18 protein-coding genes are annotated in these 18,344 nt (G+C 35.3%); 9 read left to right on the top strand and 9 right to left on the bottom strand.

All coding sequences use genetic code 11. The features are described 5' to 3' along the window. Positions 1-152: 152 nt before the first annotated feature. The gene (locus ACMAYX_RS09705) at positions 153-1,052 is read left to right on the top strand and encodes a hypothetical protein (RefSeq protein WP_412471696.1); all 900 of its coding nucleotides are present in this window, start codon (positions 153-155) and stop codon (positions 1,050-1,052) included. A 206-nt stretch (positions 1,053-1,258) separates the two neighbouring features. After that, on the top strand, positions 1,259-2,695 hold the full coding sequence (locus ACMAYX_RS09710; protein WP_146037835.1) for a hypothetical protein: 1,437 nt from the start codon (positions 1,259-1,261) through the stop codon (positions 2,693-2,695). A 12-nt stretch (positions 2,696-2,707) separates the two neighbouring features. Here ACMAYX_RS09710 and ACMAYX_RS09715 read toward each other — a convergent pair whose 3' ends face one another. Continuing rightward, positions 2,708-3,529 carry an SDR family NAD(P)-dependent oxidoreductase gene (locus tag ACMAYX_RS09715; RefSeq protein WP_412471695.1) on the bottom strand — a complete coding sequence of 274 codons (822 nt, stop codon included), beginning with the start codon at positions 3,527-3,529 and terminating at the stop codon, positions 2,708-2,710. 176 nt (positions 3,530-3,705) lie between these two features. Here ACMAYX_RS09715 and ACMAYX_RS09720 point away from each other — a divergent pair, with 176 nt between their 5' ends. Continuing rightward, positions 3,706-4,545, top strand: a complete 840-nt coding sequence (locus ACMAYX_RS09720) for a lipid A-modifier LpxR family protein (RefSeq protein WP_412463434.1) — start codon at positions 3,706-3,708, stop codon at positions 4,543-4,545. Here ACMAYX_RS09720 and ACMAYX_RS09725 read toward each other — a convergent pair. Further along, on the bottom strand, positions 4,531-5,076 hold the full coding sequence (locus ACMAYX_RS09725; protein ID WP_392993472.1) for a GNAT family N-acetyltransferase: 546 nt from the start codon (positions 5,074-5,076) through the stop codon (positions 4,531-4,533). The two genes, ACMAYX_RS09720 and ACMAYX_RS09725, sit on opposite strands and share 15 nt — an antisense overlap. A 164-nt stretch (positions 5,077-5,240) precedes the next feature. On the opposite strand from ACMAYX_RS09725, the gene ACMAYX_RS09730 reads away from it, so the two are divergent. Both ACMAYX_RS09730 and ACMAYX_RS09735 read left to right on the top strand, forming a co-directional pair. Continuing rightward, positions 5,241-5,465 (top strand): hypothetical protein, encoded by a 225-nt coding sequence (locus ACMAYX_RS09730; protein WP_103217751.1) that lies wholly within the window; start codon positions 5,241-5,243, stop codon positions 5,463-5,465. Positions 5,466-5,542: 77 nt separating this feature from the next. Beyond that, positions 5,543-5,965 (top strand): MarR family winged helix-turn-helix transcriptional regulator, encoded by a 423-nt coding sequence (locus ACMAYX_RS09735; protein WP_146037834.1) that lies wholly within the window; start codon positions 5,543-5,545, stop codon positions 5,963-5,965. On the opposite strand, the gene ACMAYX_RS09740 is transcribed toward ACMAYX_RS09735, so the two are convergent. Beyond that, the gene (locus ACMAYX_RS09740; protein ID WP_103217749.1) at positions 5,966-6,832 is read right to left on the bottom strand and encodes a radical SAM/SPASM domain-containing protein; all 867 of its coding nucleotides are present in this window, start codon (positions 6,830-6,832) and stop codon (positions 5,966-5,968) included. It abuts the gene before it with no gap. Between the two features lie 99 nt (positions 6,833-6,931). Here ACMAYX_RS09740 and ACMAYX_RS09745 point away from each other — a divergent pair, with 99 nt between their 5' ends. Next, complete coding sequence (locus ACMAYX_RS09745) at positions 6,932-7,810, top strand: hypothetical protein (RefSeq protein WP_103217748.1); 879 nt, start codon at positions 6,932-6,934, stop codon at positions 7,808-7,810. A 29-nt stretch (positions 7,811-7,839) separates the two neighbouring features. Here ACMAYX_RS09745 and ACMAYX_RS09750 read toward each other — a convergent pair whose 3' ends face one another. From ACMAYX_RS09750 to ACMAYX_RS09770, 5 genes are all read right to left on the bottom strand, one after another. Next, positions 7,840-8,952 (bottom strand): hypothetical protein, encoded by a 1,113-nt coding sequence (locus tag ACMAYX_RS09750; protein WP_103217747.1) that lies wholly within the window; start codon positions 8,950-8,952, stop codon positions 7,840-7,842. A 24-nt stretch (positions 8,953-8,976) separates the two neighbouring features. Next, positions 8,977-9,930: a hypothetical protein gene (locus ACMAYX_RS09755; protein ID WP_392993478.1), complete on the bottom strand. Its 954-nt coding sequence runs from the start codon at positions 9,928-9,930 to the stop codon at positions 8,977-8,979. Between the two features lie 45 nt (positions 9,931-9,975). Continuing rightward, positions 9,976-12,027 carry a DUF4105 domain-containing protein gene (locus ACMAYX_RS09760; RefSeq protein WP_412471694.1) on the bottom strand — a complete coding sequence of 684 codons (2,052 nt, stop codon included), beginning with the start codon at positions 12,025-12,027 and terminating at the stop codon, positions 9,976-9,978. Between the two features lie 133 nt (positions 12,028-12,160). Then, positions 12,161-12,376, bottom strand: coding sequence for a hypothetical protein (locus ACMAYX_RS09765; protein WP_412477731.1), 216 nt, complete (start codon positions 12,374-12,376; stop codon positions 12,161-12,163). 144 nt (positions 12,377-12,520) lie between these two features. Continuing rightward, complete coding sequence (locus ACMAYX_RS09770) at positions 12,521-13,129, bottom strand: TetR/AcrR family transcriptional regulator (RefSeq protein ID WP_103217743.1); 609 nt, start codon at positions 13,127-13,129, stop codon at positions 12,521-12,523. Positions 13,130-13,396: 267 nt separating this feature from the next. Between ACMAYX_RS09770 and ACMAYX_RS09775 the strand changes: the two genes are divergently transcribed. The 3 genes from ACMAYX_RS09775 to ACMAYX_RS09785 all read left to right on the top strand — a co-directional run bounded on the left by ACMAYX_RS09775 (position 13,397) and on the right by ACMAYX_RS09785 (position 16,993). After that, a complete protein-coding gene (locus tag ACMAYX_RS09775; RefSeq protein WP_103217742.1) occupies positions 13,397-14,050 on the top strand; it encodes a lysophospholipid acyltransferase family protein in 654 nt (217 codons plus the stop codon). 154 nt (positions 14,051-14,204) lie between these two features. Further along, a complete protein-coding gene (locus ACMAYX_RS09780) occupies positions 14,205-15,911 on the top strand; it encodes an ABC transporter ATP-binding protein (protein WP_103217741.1) in 1,707 nt (568 codons plus the stop codon). A 107-nt stretch (positions 15,912-16,018) separates the two neighbouring features. Beyond that, entirely contained in the window at positions 16,019-16,993 is a 975-nt protein-coding gene (locus ACMAYX_RS09785; RefSeq protein WP_103217740.1) for a YheT family hydrolase, read from the top strand. A gap of 29 nt (positions 16,994-17,022) precedes the next feature. Here ACMAYX_RS09785 and ACMAYX_RS09790 read toward each other — a convergent pair whose 3' ends face one another. Further along, positions 17,023-18,168 carry a trypsin-like serine peptidase gene (locus ACMAYX_RS09790; RefSeq protein ID WP_412471692.1) on the bottom strand — a complete coding sequence of 382 codons (1,146 nt, stop codon included), beginning with the start codon at positions 18,166-18,168 and terminating at the stop codon, positions 17,023-17,025. Between the last annotated feature and the right edge of the window lie 176 nt (positions 18,169-18,344).

Consider the following 18,344-nt stretch of genomic DNA (forward strand, 5'->3'; position numbering starts at 1 on the left):
CATCTACTACACTATAAGGTGGGATTTATCTTAGTTTTTACACACTTCGTTTACAATACGCCTAAATAAAAATAATCTCGCAAAATAATTAGTAAACCTATTAGCATAATAGAACAAATGATATGAGTTCTGATTTTAATTATTGGGGATATATGAAGAAACTTATTTGGATTTTACCGGCACTAGTTATAGCGATTTATTTTTTTGTCGCAAGTTCTGATAAAACACAAGACGATGTAGCAGTAAAAACTCCTACTCAAAAAGTCGAAAAAGAAAAACAGCAAAAGTCGACGAACTTGGCCAGTAGTCCTCTAGCAGAGAGTGGGTCCGCGAAGAAGATAGATGATAGTCCAGAGCTTTTGAGTGAAAAGAAAATAGTCATCAAAAAAATTTTAAAAGATCTATCTAAAGCAAAGTTAAATGAAACATTTGAAAATGCTTTTAAAAATAAAAAGTTTAATGAGAAATCTCCACAGAAAAAAGAGAAGCTTCTTGAACTAGTAAGAAACTTTCCATTTCAAGAGAAGCTTGAAAAGTCATATGAAAACTTAGACCTAGATGAACTTGAGGCAATTGCTGAGATTCAAGATAGTGAGACCTCTAAAAAATTACAAGAAAATGCTCAGCAAACACAGGACAAGATTGTAGATCTTATAACAAATGGTAAGGAATACTCACTTCCTGAGGATAAAAGAGAGATTGTGAACAGTATTATTGAAGAAGCTGCACTTCTAGAGCAATCAACAGCTTCGTCTAAGAGTTTAATTCAGGCAATGATGGTACATACTGAACAAGAAAGAAATCCTACAATGAATATAAACGAAGTCGTTGCTAACGCTCAAAAGCAAACTGATGCAATTTTGGATGCACAGGGAAGAAATATAAAACTGGCCCTCGATATGTCATACGAAAGCTTATCAAAAGAAGAACTAGAGGCCCACTTACACATGCTTCAAAAAGTTGACGCTAAGAAAGCCTATCAAGCGGCACTAAAGGCCAGTAACTCCGTCTATAAGGAGTTTATGATCGAGTTCCTAAAAGTTATGAAATAAAATGATGGCCGCTTCAATAAGCGGCTTTTTTTTTGCCTACTTAAGACAATAAAATCACATTAATTCTATAAATAGCTAAAATCTCGTTAACCAATACTGGACTAAATATGTACTTTTTTCAAATATAAAGTATTGTATAATGAATATACTTTTAAGAGGTTATAAAAGCTAATTAGTTAATTATGATTGCACAGGACAAAGTTTTGGTGAATGATTACTACCATTTAGATCAAAAATATCGAGAATTCTTCGAGATGCACTTTCTTGCAGTTCTTCTGATGATTGTCTTATACGTAATCTTTTATTTCTATAATATTGAACCGCATCTTCTAACGACGATGAATTATATGATTGTCTTTGATTCAATTATGGCGATCGTTTTCTATAAGAAACTCTTTAAAAAAAATATTTCATTTGTGATATTTTTCTCAGTTGTAGTGGAAAGTCTCATTTGGTCAATTTACCCTCGCCTTGCAGATTATTCTGCCACAAGTTCACTTTGTTATATTGCAGGAATTATTGTTTTAGCGTTTCACTTACAACATACAAATATTAAGTACTGTCTTCTACACTTTATTATCATGGCCTCGAATAATTACTTCCTTAAAGATCAAAGCCTTGTTCTCGTCACATTCTTGCATCTTTTCATTACGACAGTAAGCTCTATTCAATCGATTACTTTTAAGAATAATGCGAATCAGATTTGGCATAAAAAAGAACTTCATAAGAATATATTAAATCTAAAGAGTTACTTCACTCACAACTTACTCAATCCAATCAATAATATGCTTGCGATGATTTCTTCAGGCTTAGACGATAAAGATAAGATTAAGAATAGTTTGAGAAAAAATAGTAATCGTATTGAAGACTTCTTAATGAAGGAGTTCGATGATGTTGATCACTTACTCGATCATCAAGTAGATATTTTTAATATTCCAATTTTTAACAACTTTAAAAGATCATCGATTATCGTCATTCTATCAATGACTGCCTTTTACGCATTCTTTGCTGTAGATCTTTTTAATCCAGTTGCAAATATTTCTTATTCTGGCTTGGCCATTGTTATTAACTTTTTGATTTTTGCCTTTCACCTTTATAAGACGAAAAATCACTTCTCGATTCAAAAGATAAGCTATATTTATCTCTTTAATGCTCAACTACTATTTACACTGAAGTATTATCTAAACTCAAGTTCGGCTACGGCGCTTCCACTACTACTAAGTAGTTACCTATTCACAATCGTTCTTGCAGCAAATACAAGAATTAAATATATCTACAGCCTTACAATATCTGCATGCCTACTTTCACTAGTCGTTAATGATATTGTTAACTGTATCTTATTCATGTCATTTGTAATCTATTTTTCAAGAGTAGTTCTTGGCTTCTTTCATAAACAAGAATCAATATACAAAAGTATAAAGGAACTTGTTAAACATGAAACATCATCAAGATTTGCTGTTGAGATTGAAACGAAGTTATTACCGTTATATCAAAAGCTTCAAGATAGTATTGATCACTACCTTTATGACCATGAACTTGCCAATGACACGGAAGAAGTAATTGCGTCTGCACACGACTTTACTGAAGTAGTCCACTTATTAAATAATGGCGATGAATATCAGATGGCCCCGAATTCTCACTAAGAGTTTATAGAATTATTTATTTTGAGAAAGAGAAATTGCTTCTTCAATCTCATTCCCTTTAAAGCCACGACGTTCGATATAGCGTCTAAAGAAACCACTGGCCTTAGCAACAAGAGTTTTACGTTTTGGAATTACGACTTGCTCGGCCCTTTGTTCAATTCCAGAGATAATTTCAGAGACGACCTCTTCAAGGGAGATCATCTTCCAAGGACCTTCTTTATTGCCACCCCAAAGCTTACTTCCGACAGGGTCACTTGTCACACCATCCATTAATGGCGATGGAAAGAATGTCGGATGAAAGCTTCCAATATCGACACCAAGATGTCGAACTTCCATGCGAACACTATTGCAAACAGCATGAAGTCCTGCCTTGCTTGCAGCATAAGATGCTTGTAAAGGACAATGAACGAAAGAGGCCATCGAACAGATTGCGGCCATATACCCCTTGCTTTGTGTAATATATGGAAGAGCTGCTTTGAATGTGCGCCATGGACCATTTAGATTAATATCAATCACCTGTGAAAAGTCTTTTTCGCTTGAAGAGATCATTGGCGCCATTTTTGTGATACCAGCATTTGCTACGACGATATCTATTTTTCCAAAACAATCAAAGACCTTTGCCATGGCCAGTTCAAGAGATTCATAACTAGTTACATCGATACTTAGAGCTAAGCCTCCTAGTTCACTAGCCTGCTTTCTAAGTTTTTCACTATCAATATCCATCAACGCAAGCTTTGCGCCACGTTCAGCTAGTTCAACACTTAGAGCTGCACCTAGGCCTCCAGTAGAGCCTGTAATAACAATGACTTTGTCTTTCAAATCGATTCTATTCATAGTGAAATGCTTATAGCACCATAAAAGTCGACAATCTTATTTATTGTAAACTATACAAGAATACCTTTAATCACTATTATCTTCATAACTAACTGAAATAATAGTATTTAACTTAATTAAACAAGCAAAGTTGGCCATCTCGATGTGGATTTTTCCTAAAATGATACAATCGTTTAATGAAGTGGTTCTTCATAGTCACCCTATTCACTCTTACCTTATCAGCTTTCGCGCAAAGTAGGCCTCTTAACGAATTTTCAATAAAAATCGATAATGATGCTCCATTTGAAACTGATAGGTATTACTCTAATGGTCTTGAACTGATGTATCAGCGTAGGCTCTACTCTCAAGGTTCATTAACAAAGTTGCGCTTTGGAGTTGCTCATAAAATCTATACACCTGAAGCAACTTTAAGTACCACTGTAGTAGAAGGAGACCATCCTTATACTGGCCTACTCTACGGAATTCTTGGAATCTCTCACGTTAATAGCGATTACTATCTTCGTGCGGATCTATGGACAGGACAACAAGGCCCATCTGCTAAAGCAGGTATTTTACAAAATATATTTCATAAAATGACACCTTCTTCGCAAGTTAATGGCTGGCAGAATCAAATAAGTAATCAATACTTTTTTAATGGAGAATTTAAAATTATTAAGATCAATCGAGGTCCAATATTTGAATTATCTCCTTGGCTACAAGGGCATTACGGTGGGCTTAAGCGAGATGTCGAAATTGGTCTTAAATTTGGAATGAGGCTTGGTTTCTTTGAATTATTTGCTAACGGCTCTTATGTCGCAAACTTTTTCGATGCTGTTCTACAAGGTTCAAAAAAGGTTGAATCAGTCTACGTTATTTCAGATGAAGACATGGAAGATATTTACTACAAAGCAGATGCTGGTTTTAATCTATTTTTTAGAAGTATGAGAGTGACATTGAAAGCGAACTGGCATGGCCCTCAGTTTAAAGGTGCCACTAATCACACTTTTGCAACTCTAGAAACATCATTCTATTTCTGATCGCAAAATTGAATAATACTTCATATCCCAATGCTTACCACGATGATAAATTTCATTTCTAAGTAGTCCTTCATACTTAAGCCCAAGCTTTTGCATGACTCTTTCACTTTGAAGATTTTCGGCCTTACAACGACACTGAATGCGTTCAATATCAAAGTTCTCAAAACAATAATTTATCACTTCCTGGGCGGCTTCAACGATAATCCCCTTCCCCCAAAAGTCATCGTTTAAAACATAGGCCAATTCCATACATTTATTCTTTGTCGAGACCCAAAAGCAACCGACGCAACCGATAAGCTTGTCATTCTCTTTTAAAGTAATAGCAAATGGTTCTGGTATCCCCTGCTCATAGTTTGAAAATGCGTACTTTTCAATAAAGTCGACACTATCTTCAACTGACTCATGAGGCTCCCATAGGGTATACTTCGAAATATGAGGCTTCTTTCCATATTCAAAAATAGAATCCTTATCGCTTAACCTAATTTCTCTAAGCACAAGCCTTTTTGTTTCAATTTTTGGTGGTTTCCACATATTACTTCCCCCCTATATCTGATCTTAACTGACAGATTTTATTATAACGACAAAAGTTTTACACAAAAACTGTATTTTTTTATTGTACGGAATTTTGGAAAGGAATAATATATAACAAATATATATAACCAAGTTATATAACTAAAACCATATGAGGATTAATTATGAAAAAATTACTACTTCTAGTTCTACTATCATCAGCTTTTGTTTCTTACGCAAATGAAGATTGGTCAGATTCAGTTGCTTCTGATGAAGCAGCAGTTATTGAAGAATCAGCACCAGCAACAGATTGTGCAGCAACTGGTGATTGTGTAGATGCTTCAGCTACTACAGATACTACTTTAGATACTGAGCTTTCAGACGATTCTGATCTGGAAGTTGAGCAATAATTAAAAAACCTTCCGCAGCAGCTCTCCAGCTGCTGCATTAATTTACGATCGGTACATCCTTGGTTTATACTAAAGACGTGAAAGACTTAGAATTTTCAAGAATACTTTTAGATGTCATGCCATTTATTATTCGCTCTATTAGAAGTGAACTCAGAGAAGCGGCATCCCCACATATTTCCTATCCTCAATTTAGGGCGCTCTCCAATATTGGCCGAGGACTAAGTACAGTTGGAGAACTAGCTGATCACCACGGAATAAGCCAGCCTGCAATGACTAAAACTATTAATATTTTAGTGGATGAAGAACTCGTAATAAAAAGTAAGTCTAGTGAAGATGCCAGACAAACAATTCTAAGCTTAAGCCCTAAGGGCCAACAACTTTACAGTGATGTGTGGAGTGAAGTTCAAGAAAAGATCTCTCTTAAACTAAAGAACTTTCCAATTAAAAACCGTAAAGCGATGGTTTCTAACTTACAAAAATTGAAAAGTATTATTAATTAATTATTTTTGAAATCGATTGATATATGTACAGTGCTGACAGAACTCTTCAACACGCTTATTATTATCAAACCCCTGCCTCATTGCGACTGCTCGTGGAGAACTAAGGATTGCTTTTAAGTCTTGATCAATTGCATTTCCTAATGGAATTTGACTTTCTTTATCCAGACAGCAAGGAACAACAGTTCCATCTGCATGAATTCCAATATGTGTTTTTAGGGCATGACAGCGCCCTTGTGTTCCTTGGTTTGGAAGATTCCAATCAGGCCAATCAAAATGTGAGTCAAAGTGAAGATAAACCTTATTCCAAATTCTTTTACTCTTAATCGACTCAACTTGAGTACGACGATTAATTTCAATATCGTAGAATCTCTCTAGAGTCTGAAACACCTCTTCATTTTCTTTCATAATTTGTTCATTACGGCCTAGGTTCCAAAGACGATAATTTACATATGTTTCAGGTGAAGTTTCATTTAACTCTTTTGAAAAATCTAAAATTGGTCTTAGGTAAGTATTGAAGTCGCGATTTGGGAAATTGTCTTTATAACTTTGAATCGAAAAATTAATCTGTCTTAAAACTTTGCTTTTAAGAAGAATTTCTTTTCGAGATGCAATGACCACCCCATTAGTTGTAATTTGAACTGGGACCTCATTACGCTCACATATCTCCATAATCTTCACGAAGTTAGGATGTGCCAGTGGCTCTCCCATTAGATGCAGACACACTTGCTTTGCAAGAGGCTTTGCCTGGATTAAGACTTTTTCAAAATCTTCTGGCGTCATGACCTTCTTATCTCTTTCTACAACAGGACAGAACGTGCACTGCAAGTTGCAAATATTTGAAATTTCAATGAAGATTCTATCTAGCATGAGACTTTCTAACACGCTTCATCAAGATTTGTCAGGTTTTTTTGACGAACAAGAAATACAACTCGATAATTATTATATTAAATAAATTTAGGGGGAAAGATGAAACAAGTACTACTAGTCGTAATTATATCTTTGATTGCATTTGCATCGGAGGGAAATCTTGATTCATTCTGTGCATCTAAAAAAGGTGATACTGGCCACTATAAATCAGGATCAAATTATTACATTTTCAAAGGGCCATTTCTCTATAAATTTGAAGAAGAACAAATTAGATTGATTTTTTCAAAGTATGAAATACGTTCAGTAAAGGAATATAAAGGTAAGCTTTATATCCTGACACCAGATTATGTATTTGTACATAATCTCAATAATTACGAATTTGTAACAAGCTTCCCTTCAACCCACTTACCAATTATACAAAAACATCAATCAGCACAAGATATGACAATAATGAATGATAAACTTTTTATCGCTCATGGCTCTCTTGGACTAATGAAGATCGACCTATCTTCATATAATGTAGAATCAGCTCACAACTTCGACCTACCCCACGATTCGAGCCAAGTTTCGACTGCCACTGGTATTGATAATGACGGCAAACGAATCTTTGTTATGCTTGATAATGTGACTTATAACTTTTCGACAAAGAAGAGAGCTTTTGAGGGTCTTGTTATTCTAGACGAAAATATGAATCAAGATAATGTTCTTTCAATTCGTCAAAACAGAGAAGCTCTTCATATGCCTAAAGCAGTTATTCATAATGGTTTTTTAATTTCAAAAAATATTCAAAACCTCTACTTTTATGAAATAAGTGAACTTAATAAGATAAAGTCACTGTGGCCAAAAAGAAGGCTTTATGACTTTGCTGGAGATGATCTAGCATCGACTCCTGCTATTGTAGATGGTAAGGTCTATGGTTGTTTCAATCAATACGACGGACTAACTTTCAAATACTTTCACAGAGAATTTAAACTATAAAAAAGCCTAGGAAATCCTAGGCTTTTTTCTTATTTTAATCCGTATAATGACTCTAGCTTTTGATCTAGCTCTGGTACTGTTAATTTCATCTTAATATAAGTATCTATTAAGTTATCATTTAGAAGACGGTTTAAGTCCTCTCCATTTTCTAGCTGTTGATTGATATTGTAGCGAATTAGATCTCGTAATCCCTCAATCCCTTCAATATCACCTCTCTCCATCATCGCTTCAACTTGAGCTCTCTCTTTTCTATTAAAGTCAAAAAGATGAGAGATTCCAGTTGTTGCTTGAGAAACAAGATAGAATGCAGCTCCAACACCCTCTGATGTTAAAGTGATTCCCTTTCCTGTGTACTCAGTACCTTTCTCAAGATTATCAGCGCCAATTAGAAGTTCAGTTAACTTTGACGACTCAACACTTGCCTTCTCAATTAGCTTAAATACTTCTTCTAAAGTCATAACAGAAATATCGATAGGCTTCTCTAGAACTCTTGATAGAAAATCATTAATATCTGTCAATAACTCACTACCTTTAGTTGTTCCATCTAGAGCTAACTCAATTAATTTTTCAAGATGAGTCATTCTTGTGGCCTTTGAAAGAAGATCTGCAATTTCTTCAGTTGCCATCGTTGAAATATCAAGAGGTTTTTCCAGAACTCTTGATAAGAACTCATTAATATCAGTTAACAATTCAGATGCTTCTGATGTTCCCTCAAATGCAAGATCAATGATCTTAGTTAAGAATTCTTCAGTTTTATCAGAACTTGGCTCTAAATAAACATAGATCTTTCTTGTTACCTCAATTGAAGACTTAGTCGCTTTACCAGATACTTCAAAAACCATAGCAATTCCGTCCGCAGTTAGACGGAACGCTGGCTTAGAAAATTCTGAAAGATTAATAATTTCTTCAGCTACTTTTTCTGAAGCACGGTACGAAGATTGGAGCCCTTTTGAAATTAGAGCTTCCAGCTTCTCTCGAGTAAAGTCTGCGACTTTTACCGTTTGTCTCGTTGAACTCTTGCCCGCATCATAGATTGCTTCTGAAACCTTTGAAGAGGCATCAAATGCAGCATCTCTAATATCGGCACCTACTGTATTAAGTGATAATAGAGTAAGTAAAATAGCTGAAGTTGTTCTTTTCATTATTAATCCTTTTTAAAAAAGTTATTATTTTACAATTTGACGTCCGTAGATTTCCTCTAGCTTATTCTCAAGATTAGGAACTGTTAGTCTAAGCTTGATATAAGTATCGATCGCATTATCATCAAGAAGCTTATTAAGATCCTCACCGTTTACAATTTCTTCATTGATATTGTGTCTAATTAGATCACGTAGCCCAGCAAGACCTTCAACGTCACCTCTTTCTACCATTTGCTCAATTTGCTCTCTTTCTTTTCTATTGAAGTCAAATAGCTGAGAAATTCCAGTAGTTGCCTGTGATACAAGATAGAACGCAGCTCCAATACCATTTGAAGTTAAAGAAATTCCTTTTCCAGAGTACTCAATACCTTTTTCAAAGTTTTCTGCACCTAAAAGGAACTCTGATGCTTGAGTAGACTTTTCACTTGCTTTTCCGATTAGCTCAAAGATCTCTTCAAGAGTCATCTTAGTGATATCAATTGGCTTCTCAAGAACTCTTGAAAGGAATTCATTAATGTCAGTAATTAGCTCTGATGCTTCTGATGTTCCTTCAAATGCAAGCTCTAGAAGTTCAGTTAAAAATTCACCTGTTGCTTCAAGAGTTGGCTCAAGGAAGATATAGATTTTCTTAGACACTTTTAAAGTTTGCTTTGTCCCTTTACCAGAGATTTCAAATACCATTGCTAGGCCATCAGCTGTAAAACGAAAAGCTGGCTTAGATACTTCAGATAGCTTTACGATTTCTTTAGCTAGTTTTTCAGAAGCTTTATAAGATGACTCTAAGTTCTTAGAAATAAATGCCTTTAGGTGCTCACCAGTAAAGTCAGCCACTTCAACCGTTTTATCTGTAGCGCTTTTTCCTGCATCATAAATAGCTTCAGAAACCTTTGAAGATGCTCCAAGAGATGCATCTCTTACCTCAATAGCATTTGCTTGAAGTGCCATAAGTGTCATAAGTGTCGCTGTAGTAAGTTTTTTCATAATTTTCTCCTCTTTTTTTGTTTTTTGTTTTTTGTTTTTTGTTTGTTATTTATATGCTTTCATTGAAATAATTCTTGCTTGATCACGAATATTTCTAATTAGATCTAGTAATCGTGCTAAATCTTGAACTTCTTTTTCATAGTTACTTTTTACGTCTTCTAGTAGTTGATTTTCGATCTTCTCTAACTCAGCGCTTTTCACATTATGTCTATCAAAGTCAGAGTCTCTTAAGACTAATGGAATTCCGTAGCTTGAGTCATTGGCCTTTACACGGCTAGACTTTCTCATTTCATTCCACTCTTTAATTCTTAGACCAAGCGGTGTTTCTTCTTCCATATTCTTATCCAGGAAGTTCCCAACCTCTTCATCAATTGAAGATTGTTTAATTTTAAAGATTGCACCTGTTAGGATTGAAAGATCATTAAGTTTTCTTTCCACATCAACTGTTTCGCTAAGTTCATTTAATTCTTCAAATTTAGAAAACAGACGATCAACATCAAATTCTTCTAAAATATCTTTAATAAATTTTTCTCTTTTTACTTCTTTGTATTTATGATCACGGCCACCACCTACACGACGTCTTCTAACAGTGTAGTCTGATTCTTCAACTCCAAATAAAGATGTTTTTACTTCTTTTAAAAGTTCAATATCACTTGGGAAGAACATTCCTTGCTTTTGGGCTTTTTGTGTATCTTCTAAATCCTCTTCCTTAGAGAATTCACTTTCAGTAAATTTATCTAGCAGAGAATAAGGAAGGATTACTCTCTCATAGGCAAATTCATTATTTGGTAGAGCTGATTGAAAAAGCTCATTAGACTCTGAAGCACAGTTATTAGTGATAAACTTATAGTCACCTTCATATTCCCAATAAACCTCTAACACCTTATTGATGAAGTCTGTTTTTTGTTCTTCAGATAAATAGATTGGTTGGCTAATAAGATCCCTTAACTCTCCTCCGTTATACTCATTAATAACCTCAGGGAAAGAAAGCATGAATAGAACTGAGTCGTATCCACCAAGAACACCTTTTAACATGTCACTTTTGATATCTGTAACATTGGCACGGTAAGAAAGAACAACATGATAAAGCTTGTCTTTTAAACACTTCTCATCAACCTTCTTTCTAAAAGGTGCACAAAGAACAATACGATACATTGAGTGACCAAATCCTGAGATCATTGAGTCACCTTTTGAAGCAAGTAAATAATCGATTCGGTAAACACGACTTGGATCGATATCTCTAGTAACTTTTAAGTCATCTAAAACGATTTCAGAAAAGATCTTGCAATCGTAATTAGGAAACGGAATATGATTTAATAGCTCACTATAGAACTTGTAATAAGACGGTCTTCTACACTTGTACTCTTTATCCATTAGGAAAAATTCAAAATTTACAGCGTTATGCTCTTTTAAATTTTCAAATTCATAAGCGTCGACAGATCTTTTAGACGATAAGTTTTTCGTTTTCTTAGAAAAGAATCCTTTTTTCCAGTTTGCAAGTTTGTAAAATGAAAATAGGCCACTAATAGAGTTTCTATTCGTATCTTGGGATAGAATTGCTCGACACTCATCACTTACATGATTACGATCTTCTTTTTCATCACGACAAATTTTTGCTTTTTTCTTATGTTCTTTTGTTCTAACTTTTTTAAGATCATAAAGGTGGGCCAATTCATGCAAGATTGTAGCTTGTGCTTTTCTTACATAATTCTTATGACCACAGTTAAACTGCTCAACACTCTCGTCACCGTTAATAATCTCTTTTATAAAGAGTGAAGAGATATTGATTTCATCGCGATCAAAGTAGCTTACACTTCCGTATTTTACTGGAACTGATTCGTTACAACGATCCTTTGGAAAATTTCTAATATTTTTATTCTCTTTAAAATCAGAGAAAGTAATTTCAATTTTCTCACCAATAGCTTCTCTTACTGATGTAGGTATCTTTTCATCAACTTGTGCGATAAATACTTCAAGAGTTTTTGTAAATTCTTTTGGAACGCTGTCTTTATTAAGCTTTAGGATTTGCCCACTATAAGCAAAAGTCACCCCTGTTAATAAAGTAGTCAGTAAACTCTTAAAGATTAGGTCTCGCATAATATTCCTTAAACAGTTGTACAAAGTTTGTTCAGCAATAAAGTCAGTAGAAGGCTGAAACTCCGTTCAATTTCTTTTATTTGAAATATTATGTTGCAATAGGGGTGCCAATTTAGAATTGGTTCATAGAAATCTAGTAAAGGCGTATCTTATCACTATTTAAAGAGCCTAACTCTTCTCCACAAATATTTGTAGGTGCCTGACCTTGTGGACCGAGAGGAACTGTCTCTAAGAGTGTTCCTTCAATATCCCTCTCATCGGTATGGCCACGACACTCAATTGCACTAGAAGTATAGGAGATAACCTTATACTGATAGATACTTGCCGGAGCTCTTAGCGGAGAATCCACTCCCTCATCAAGGCATGACAGTAAGAGAATGATAAAGAATATGGTTGAGAATATTTTTTTAAAGGGCATATCCTACTTTTCGGAGAGCTTCTAGGACGAGGAGACTTAATTAAAGTAAAAAAGGGAGCCGTAGCTCCCTTACTATTAATTTGAATTTAGGCCACCTAATAGATGGCGAGAAGTGAAGCGAATGTAATCAATACTCTCTTCAGCTCCAAATGAAGATGTGTAGGCGTGAAAGCTAGATAAGAAGTGATGCCAAAGCATTCTTCTAAAGCCTTCTTCCTCTTCTGTGCGAATAATAATTCCAGCACTTCTAAACAACGGTTGTACCCATCCCCAATAAAGATCAACAATCTGTGGGGTCAACCTAGCGGCGACTGAGTCATTATCGGCCATATTCTTTGTATTGTACGCAAGAGATAAAAATTCATCAGCGATATTTTTGTGAATCATTAATTCTTGAAAAATCGCCTTGTAATTATTTGCAAGATTATCAGCGTTTGATTCATTCTCTTCAACGCGGAAAGGCTTGTTCGTAATTGCAGAATTCAAATTTTCTCTAAATAGACTGAAGATGACATCCTCTTTCGACTTAAAGTAATTATAGTAAGTTCCAATCCCCAATCCACACACTTGGGCCAATTCTCGCATTCCTACTTCATCGACCCCTTTTTGAGTAAATAATTCCATTGAGTTTTTTAGAATCATTTCTCTCGTTCTCTGTTTCTTGATTTCTCGTAAACCTGCCATAACACCTCCTTCATGGTCAGCGTAGAACAAGTAGCTCCCGAGCTAATTGGTCGAGAACTCTTTCTAATTTGATCATAGTCGATTCATGGATGACGCTCATCTTAATTAAGTTAAAAGATGGTAATTCGTAGGTAAAAATTTAGTCAACTGATCTTCATCATTGCCCATTATATGTACTTTTTGAGAGATTATTGACTAATTTATAAACACCGATTTTTTTTAAATTGCTTAATTTACGAAGAATCTTAATTTTGAGATAATGATTAAATGTCTATATTATTAAAATTAGTTCCTACATTAGTTTCTTGGTACCTAAGATTTGTTAAGTTCACATCAAAAATTGTTGTTTTAAATCCTGAGAACTTAGATCTGGCAAAACAAATGGGAAATCATGGAAATTACGCCCTGGCCGTATGGCATGAGCATTACCCGACTTCAGTTTTAACAGAACTTGATACGGGACTAATTACAATGGCATCTCAATCAAAAGATGGAAGCCTAGCTGCAGACACAATTGCAAAATTAGGATTTAGTCCAACTCGTGGAAGTTCATCACGTGGAGGAGCAAAAGCACTACAATCAATGATCGAACAAATAAATGAGAGCAGACTTAATTCTGCTATTACAGTCGATGGACCGCGCGGGCCAAGCTATGTCCCAAAAAAAGGCATCCTCGTTGTAAGTCATGAATGTGAAACACCTGTACTTTGCATTCAATCTATTTCCACTCGCCGCTTTTGCATCAGTAAGAGCTGGGATAAAACAAAAATTCCTAAACCTTTTGGACGTATCTACGTCGCTTACGGTCAGCCTTTTCAAGTAGAAAGTCTAAATAATGATGATTTAAAAGCTTATAGCGAGCAGATTGTCACAACGCAACAAGGCCTTACAGAGCAAATTCGTAAGTATGTAGAATACTAAGCTATTGAAATCATGTAAATTGTCGAGATTTTTTGATGAATTAAGTCGTGAAATAATGTGTCGTTAGTGGTACAAATTTAAGTTACTATTAAGATTTCAAAAAGATTTTATTATAATCAAGAATTGATCAATATTGTTTAAAAAGTGAGATGCTATGGCAGAGAATATGCTGGAAATTAAAAACCTTACAGTTGAATTTCAAACAGAAGATGAAAGAGTTAAGGCCGTAAAAAGCTTAAACCTAAGTATTCCAAGAGGAAAAACTGTTGGGCTTGTTGGTGAATCTGGTTCAGGTAAGTCAGTAACATCTTTAGCAATTATGGGACTTATTCCTAACCCTCCAGGAAGAATCAGTGAAGGTGAAATTCTTTTTAATGGTGAAGACTTAACTAAGGCTTCTAATGAAAGAATGAGACAACTTCGTGGTAATAAGATTGCAATGATCTTCCAAGAGCCAATGACTTCTCTAAACCCTGTATTCACAACAGGTAATCAAATTGATGAAGTTCTTATGCTTCACCAAGGAATGACTAAAGAGGAAGCTCGTAAGAGAACAATCGAATTATATGAAGAAGTAGGTATTCCTTCTCCTAAAGAATCAGTAGATAAATATCCACACCAAATGTCAGGTGGTCAAAAGCAGCGTGTAATGATTGCGATGGCAATGGCATGTGAGCCTGAACTTCTAATTTGTGACGAGCCGACAACTGCTCTTGACGTTACAATCCAAAAGCAAGTTCTTGAACTAATGTTTGATCTTCAAAGAAGACACAACATGAGTATGCTATTCATCACGCATGATTTAGCAGTAATTGCTGATATCGCTGATGAAGTTGCGGTTATGTTTAGAGGTGACCTAGTTGAGCAAAATACAACAAAAGCACTTTTTGAAAATCCACAACACCCATATACAAAAGGACTTCTAGCTTGTCGTCCAAGTCTAGATGAAAACCCAGTTAGACTTTTAACTGTAGATGACTTCTTAAATGCAAAAGAAGATATTGATGTTTCAAGCCTTGAAATGAAAAAACCAAGAGCAATTAACGAAACAGATAATCCAGTTCTTCTAGAAGTTAAAAACTTCAACAAGCACTTCCCTATTAAAGGTGGTATTTTTGGTCGTACTGTTGACTGGTTTAAGGCCGTTGACGATGTAACGATTCAAGTTAGAAAAGGTCGTACTCTTGGTCTAGTTGGTGAATCTGGATGTGGTAAGACAACTCTTGGTCGTACAATCCTAAGACTACTTGAGCCAACTGCTGGTGAAGTTATTTATGACGGAATCAACGTTACTAATTTAAATAAAAAAGAAATGAGAGAGATGCGTGAGAGAATGCAAATCATTTTCCAAGATCCATACTCTTCTCTAAACCCACGTATGACTATTGGTGATATCGTAACAGAACCAATGGTAATTCACGGAATTGGTGGATCAAAGAAAGAAAGATATGCTGTAGCAGCTGATCTTCTTGAAAAAGTAGGACTTAGAGGTGATCACCTTAATCGTTACCCACATGAGTTCTCTGGTGGTCAACGTCAACGTATCTGTATTGCACGTGCCCTATCTCTTAAGCCAGAGTTTATCATCTGTGACGAGTCAGTATCTGCACTAGATGTATCGGTTCAAGCGCAAGTACTTAACCTACTTCAAGATCTTCAAGATGAACTAGGTCTAACTTATATCTTCATTTCACACGACTTATCTGTAGTTAAGTACATCTCGGATGAAATCGGTGTTATGAACAAAGGTAAGATTGTTGAGTACGGACCAGCACACGAGGTTTATCGTAACCCACAAGATGAGTACACAAAGAAGCTTCTAAGCGCTATTCCGAAAGGTGTTCCTAAAGAACTACTTTAATTAATTTTCTAAACTAATTTTTAGATAAATTCATAAGAAAGGAGGTCATTGACCTCCTTTTTTTATTTCCACTTTTTGCGTTATAATATTGAGATGGAGGAAGCGTAATGCCTGTCATCGAATCAAGATACACTTGTCATCAGTCTCTACAAAATGGTCATTTACAAACGATCATCCCATTCTTTATAAGAAGAACCCCTAGACATAAATTTGAGAAGCGAACACTGACAACTCCAGATGGAGACTTTCTACGCTACTATAGATCAACAACAAATTCTCCACTTGAAAACAAACATCTCATCATCATCTCCCACGGTTTAGAAGGAAATGGTCGAGACCGCTATATTGTGGACATGATGAAAAAATTCAATTCTCAAGGTTATGATGTCATTTCCTGGGATATGCGCTCGTGCGGTGGAGCACTAAATCGAACTAAAAAGTTTTACAATGCTCAAGACTATCACGACTTAAAATTTCTCGTCGATAATGTTTCTGACGAATATGAGCATGTCTCTTTAATGGGAATTAGTCTAGGTGGTGCAATTACTGCAAATTATCTAGGAAGACACCCCGAGGTTGTTAATCATAAGATTTATCGCGGCTTTATTCTTTCTTCACCAATGGACTTAAATGGTTGCTCAGTGAAATTAAAAACTGAAATTTCACGTCATATCTATCGTCATGTTTTTGTTTATTCCATGAGAAAGAAAGTGATCGAGAAGGCCAAGGTTATGGAACTTCCTGTTGACCTAGATAAGGTGAAAAGTATTAAACATATTGATGATTTTGATGAGTATGTTACGGCGCCTATCTATGGCTATCGTGACGGTAATCACTATAGAGAAGAAGCTTCACCAATTAGTCACTTGGAAAAAATTCGTGTCCCATTTTATATTCTTAACGCCTATGATGACCCATTCTTATCGGAAGAAAGTTATCCATATGAATTGGCCCAAAGGAAAAGTAATTTATACCTCGAAGTACCAAAAAATGGTGGTCACGTAGGGTTTATAAAATCTCCCTCTGAAAAATATTATTGGTATGAACATCGTATTTTAGATTTTTTGAAAATGAAGCTATAAGAAAGGCCTCCGATTGGAGGCCTTATTATTTATTTTTTAAATTCTACTTTGTATTGAGCTTTGGCCCCTTTATAACCGTAAACTTTGATATAGTAAGTATTTGAAGAGTTAACTTTTAGCCTTACTGCTTCATTGTCACTTGAAGATTCTTTACGAGATACAACTTTATAACTTGATCCCATTTTCTTTAAAACTTCAAAGTCTAGATCACCTTCACTATGAGAGAAAAAGATTTTAAAGTCTAATACTTCACCGGCCTTCATTTCTGCTTTGTAAAAATCAACATCTTCTTCGCTATCGATTTCAACATTTTGAGAGAAACTTGATCCTAACTCTGTTGCCGTTTCAGCAGTATTATTATCAGAGCTTGGTGTATCTGAAGAATCACTATCATCTTGATCTTGTGCTAAAACACTTGGGAAGTTTTCTAAGATGAAAGGAACAATTCGACTCATTGATACTGCACCATTGTAAACTCCGCGTCCTCCCCATCCGCCGTAACCAGCGTGGTGGATTGCATATACCTTGTCAGAGTCTGCGCTAAATACTGGTGAACCTGAAGATCCTCCCAATGTATCCGCATCGTATAGAACATCTCCTCTTAGGCCAACAACTTTCCCTTCAGAAACCTTCTTCGTCCAGTCACAATCATAGTCTGTGTAGTAATCACAATTTTGGTGGATAACATAAACACTATCACCTTCTACTGGCTCAGTTGTATCTAATTCAACCTTACCATATGTCTGTCCAGGAGTTCCCTCACACTTAACAAGTGCAAAATCTAGTTCCTCATCATTACCGATAAATTCACTACATTTGATTTCACCTTGGTTAGACTTTGAAACACCTTTTTCGTGTTTCATAAAAACTTTCATTCCTACAACATCAGCAGCACTAGTGATGCAGTGATGGTTTGTCATTAAAATATTGTCTGAGATTAAGAAACCAGTACAACGGCCAGTATTTGAAAATTGAATGTCAGCTACCGCTTTTGAATTCTTTCTAACTTCTGATGATTCATCAAAAGCAATTACTTCTTGCCAGTTAACATCACCAACGATGATTGAACCTGTCGAAACATCTGCGTTAGATGAAGCAGGAACACCTTGGCCACATGAAACTGTTAAGAATGTGGAAACAACTAATAATAAAAACATGGAACTTCTTACTGACATTACCCTCTCCTCCAATCTTCCTTATGGAATTCTTCAAGTCCTTTTGTGAACTTGTTGATTGAGTAATTTATAAGAAAATAAACATGATTTAAGAACCTAGGTGTCTTTTTTATAGGTCAATAATGCTTAAAGTTAAGCAAATGTAAGAAATGAATTAAAAATGACAAGAAATAGCG

The organism is Halobacteriovorax sp. RT-2-3 (genome assembly GCF_047085075.1).
Classification (GTDB): domain Bacteria; phylum Bdellovibrionota; class Bacteriovoracia; order Bacteriovoracales; family Bacteriovoracaceae; genus Halobacteriovorax_A.

Coding starts and splice junctions, on each gene's coding strand:
- ACMAYX_RS09725 (WP_392993472.1), bottom strand. CDS start 5,076: ATGTGGAAACCACCAAAAATTGAAACAAAAAGGCTTGTGCTTAGAGAA.
- ACMAYX_RS09745 (WP_103217748.1), top strand. CDS start 6,932: ATGAAACAAGTACTACTAGTCGTAATTATATCTTTGATTGCATTTGCA.
- ACMAYX_RS09715 (WP_412471695.1), bottom strand. CDS start 3,529: ATGAATAGAATCGATTTGAAAGACAAAGTCATTGTTATTACAGGCTCT.
- ACMAYX_RS09740 (WP_103217749.1), bottom strand. CDS start 6,832: ATGCTAGATAGAATCTTCATTGAAATTTCAAATATTTGCAACTTGCAG.
- ACMAYX_RS09770 (WP_103217743.1), bottom strand. CDS start 13,129: ATGGCAGGTTTACGAGAAATCAAGAAACAGAGAACGAGAGAAATGATT.
- ACMAYX_RS09760 (WP_412471694.1), bottom strand. CDS start 12,027: ATGCGAGACCTAATCTTTAAGAGTTTACTGACTACTTTATTAACAGGG.
- ACMAYX_RS09705 (WP_412471696.1), top strand. CDS start 153: ATGAAGAAACTTATTTGGATTTTACCGGCACTAGTTATAGCGATTTAT.
- ACMAYX_RS09790 (WP_412471692.1), bottom strand. CDS start 18,168: ATGTCAGTAAGAAGTTCCATGTTTTTATTATTAGTTGTTTCCACATTC.
- ACMAYX_RS09775 (WP_103217742.1), top strand. CDS start 13,397: ATGTCTATATTATTAAAATTAGTTCCTACATTAGTTTCTTGGTACCTA.
- ACMAYX_RS09755 (WP_392993478.1), bottom strand. CDS start 9,930: ATGAAAAAACTTACTACAGCGACACTTATGACACTTATGGCACTTCAA.
- ACMAYX_RS09720 (WP_412463434.1), top strand. CDS start 3,706: ATGAAGTGGTTCTTCATAGTCACCCTATTCACTCTTACCTTATCAGCT.
- ACMAYX_RS09750 (WP_103217747.1), bottom strand. CDS start 8,952: ATGAAAAGAACAACTTCAGCTATTTTACTTACTCTATTATCACTTAAT.
- ACMAYX_RS09730 (WP_103217751.1), top strand. CDS start 5,241: ATGAAAAAATTACTACTTCTAGTTCTACTATCATCAGCTTTTGTTTCT.
- ACMAYX_RS09780 (WP_103217741.1), top strand. CDS start 14,205: ATGGCAGAGAATATGCTGGAAATTAAAAACCTTACAGTTGAATTTCAA.
- ACMAYX_RS09785 (WP_103217740.1), top strand. CDS start 16,019: ATGCCTGTCATCGAATCAAGATACACTTGTCATCAGTCTCTACAAAAT.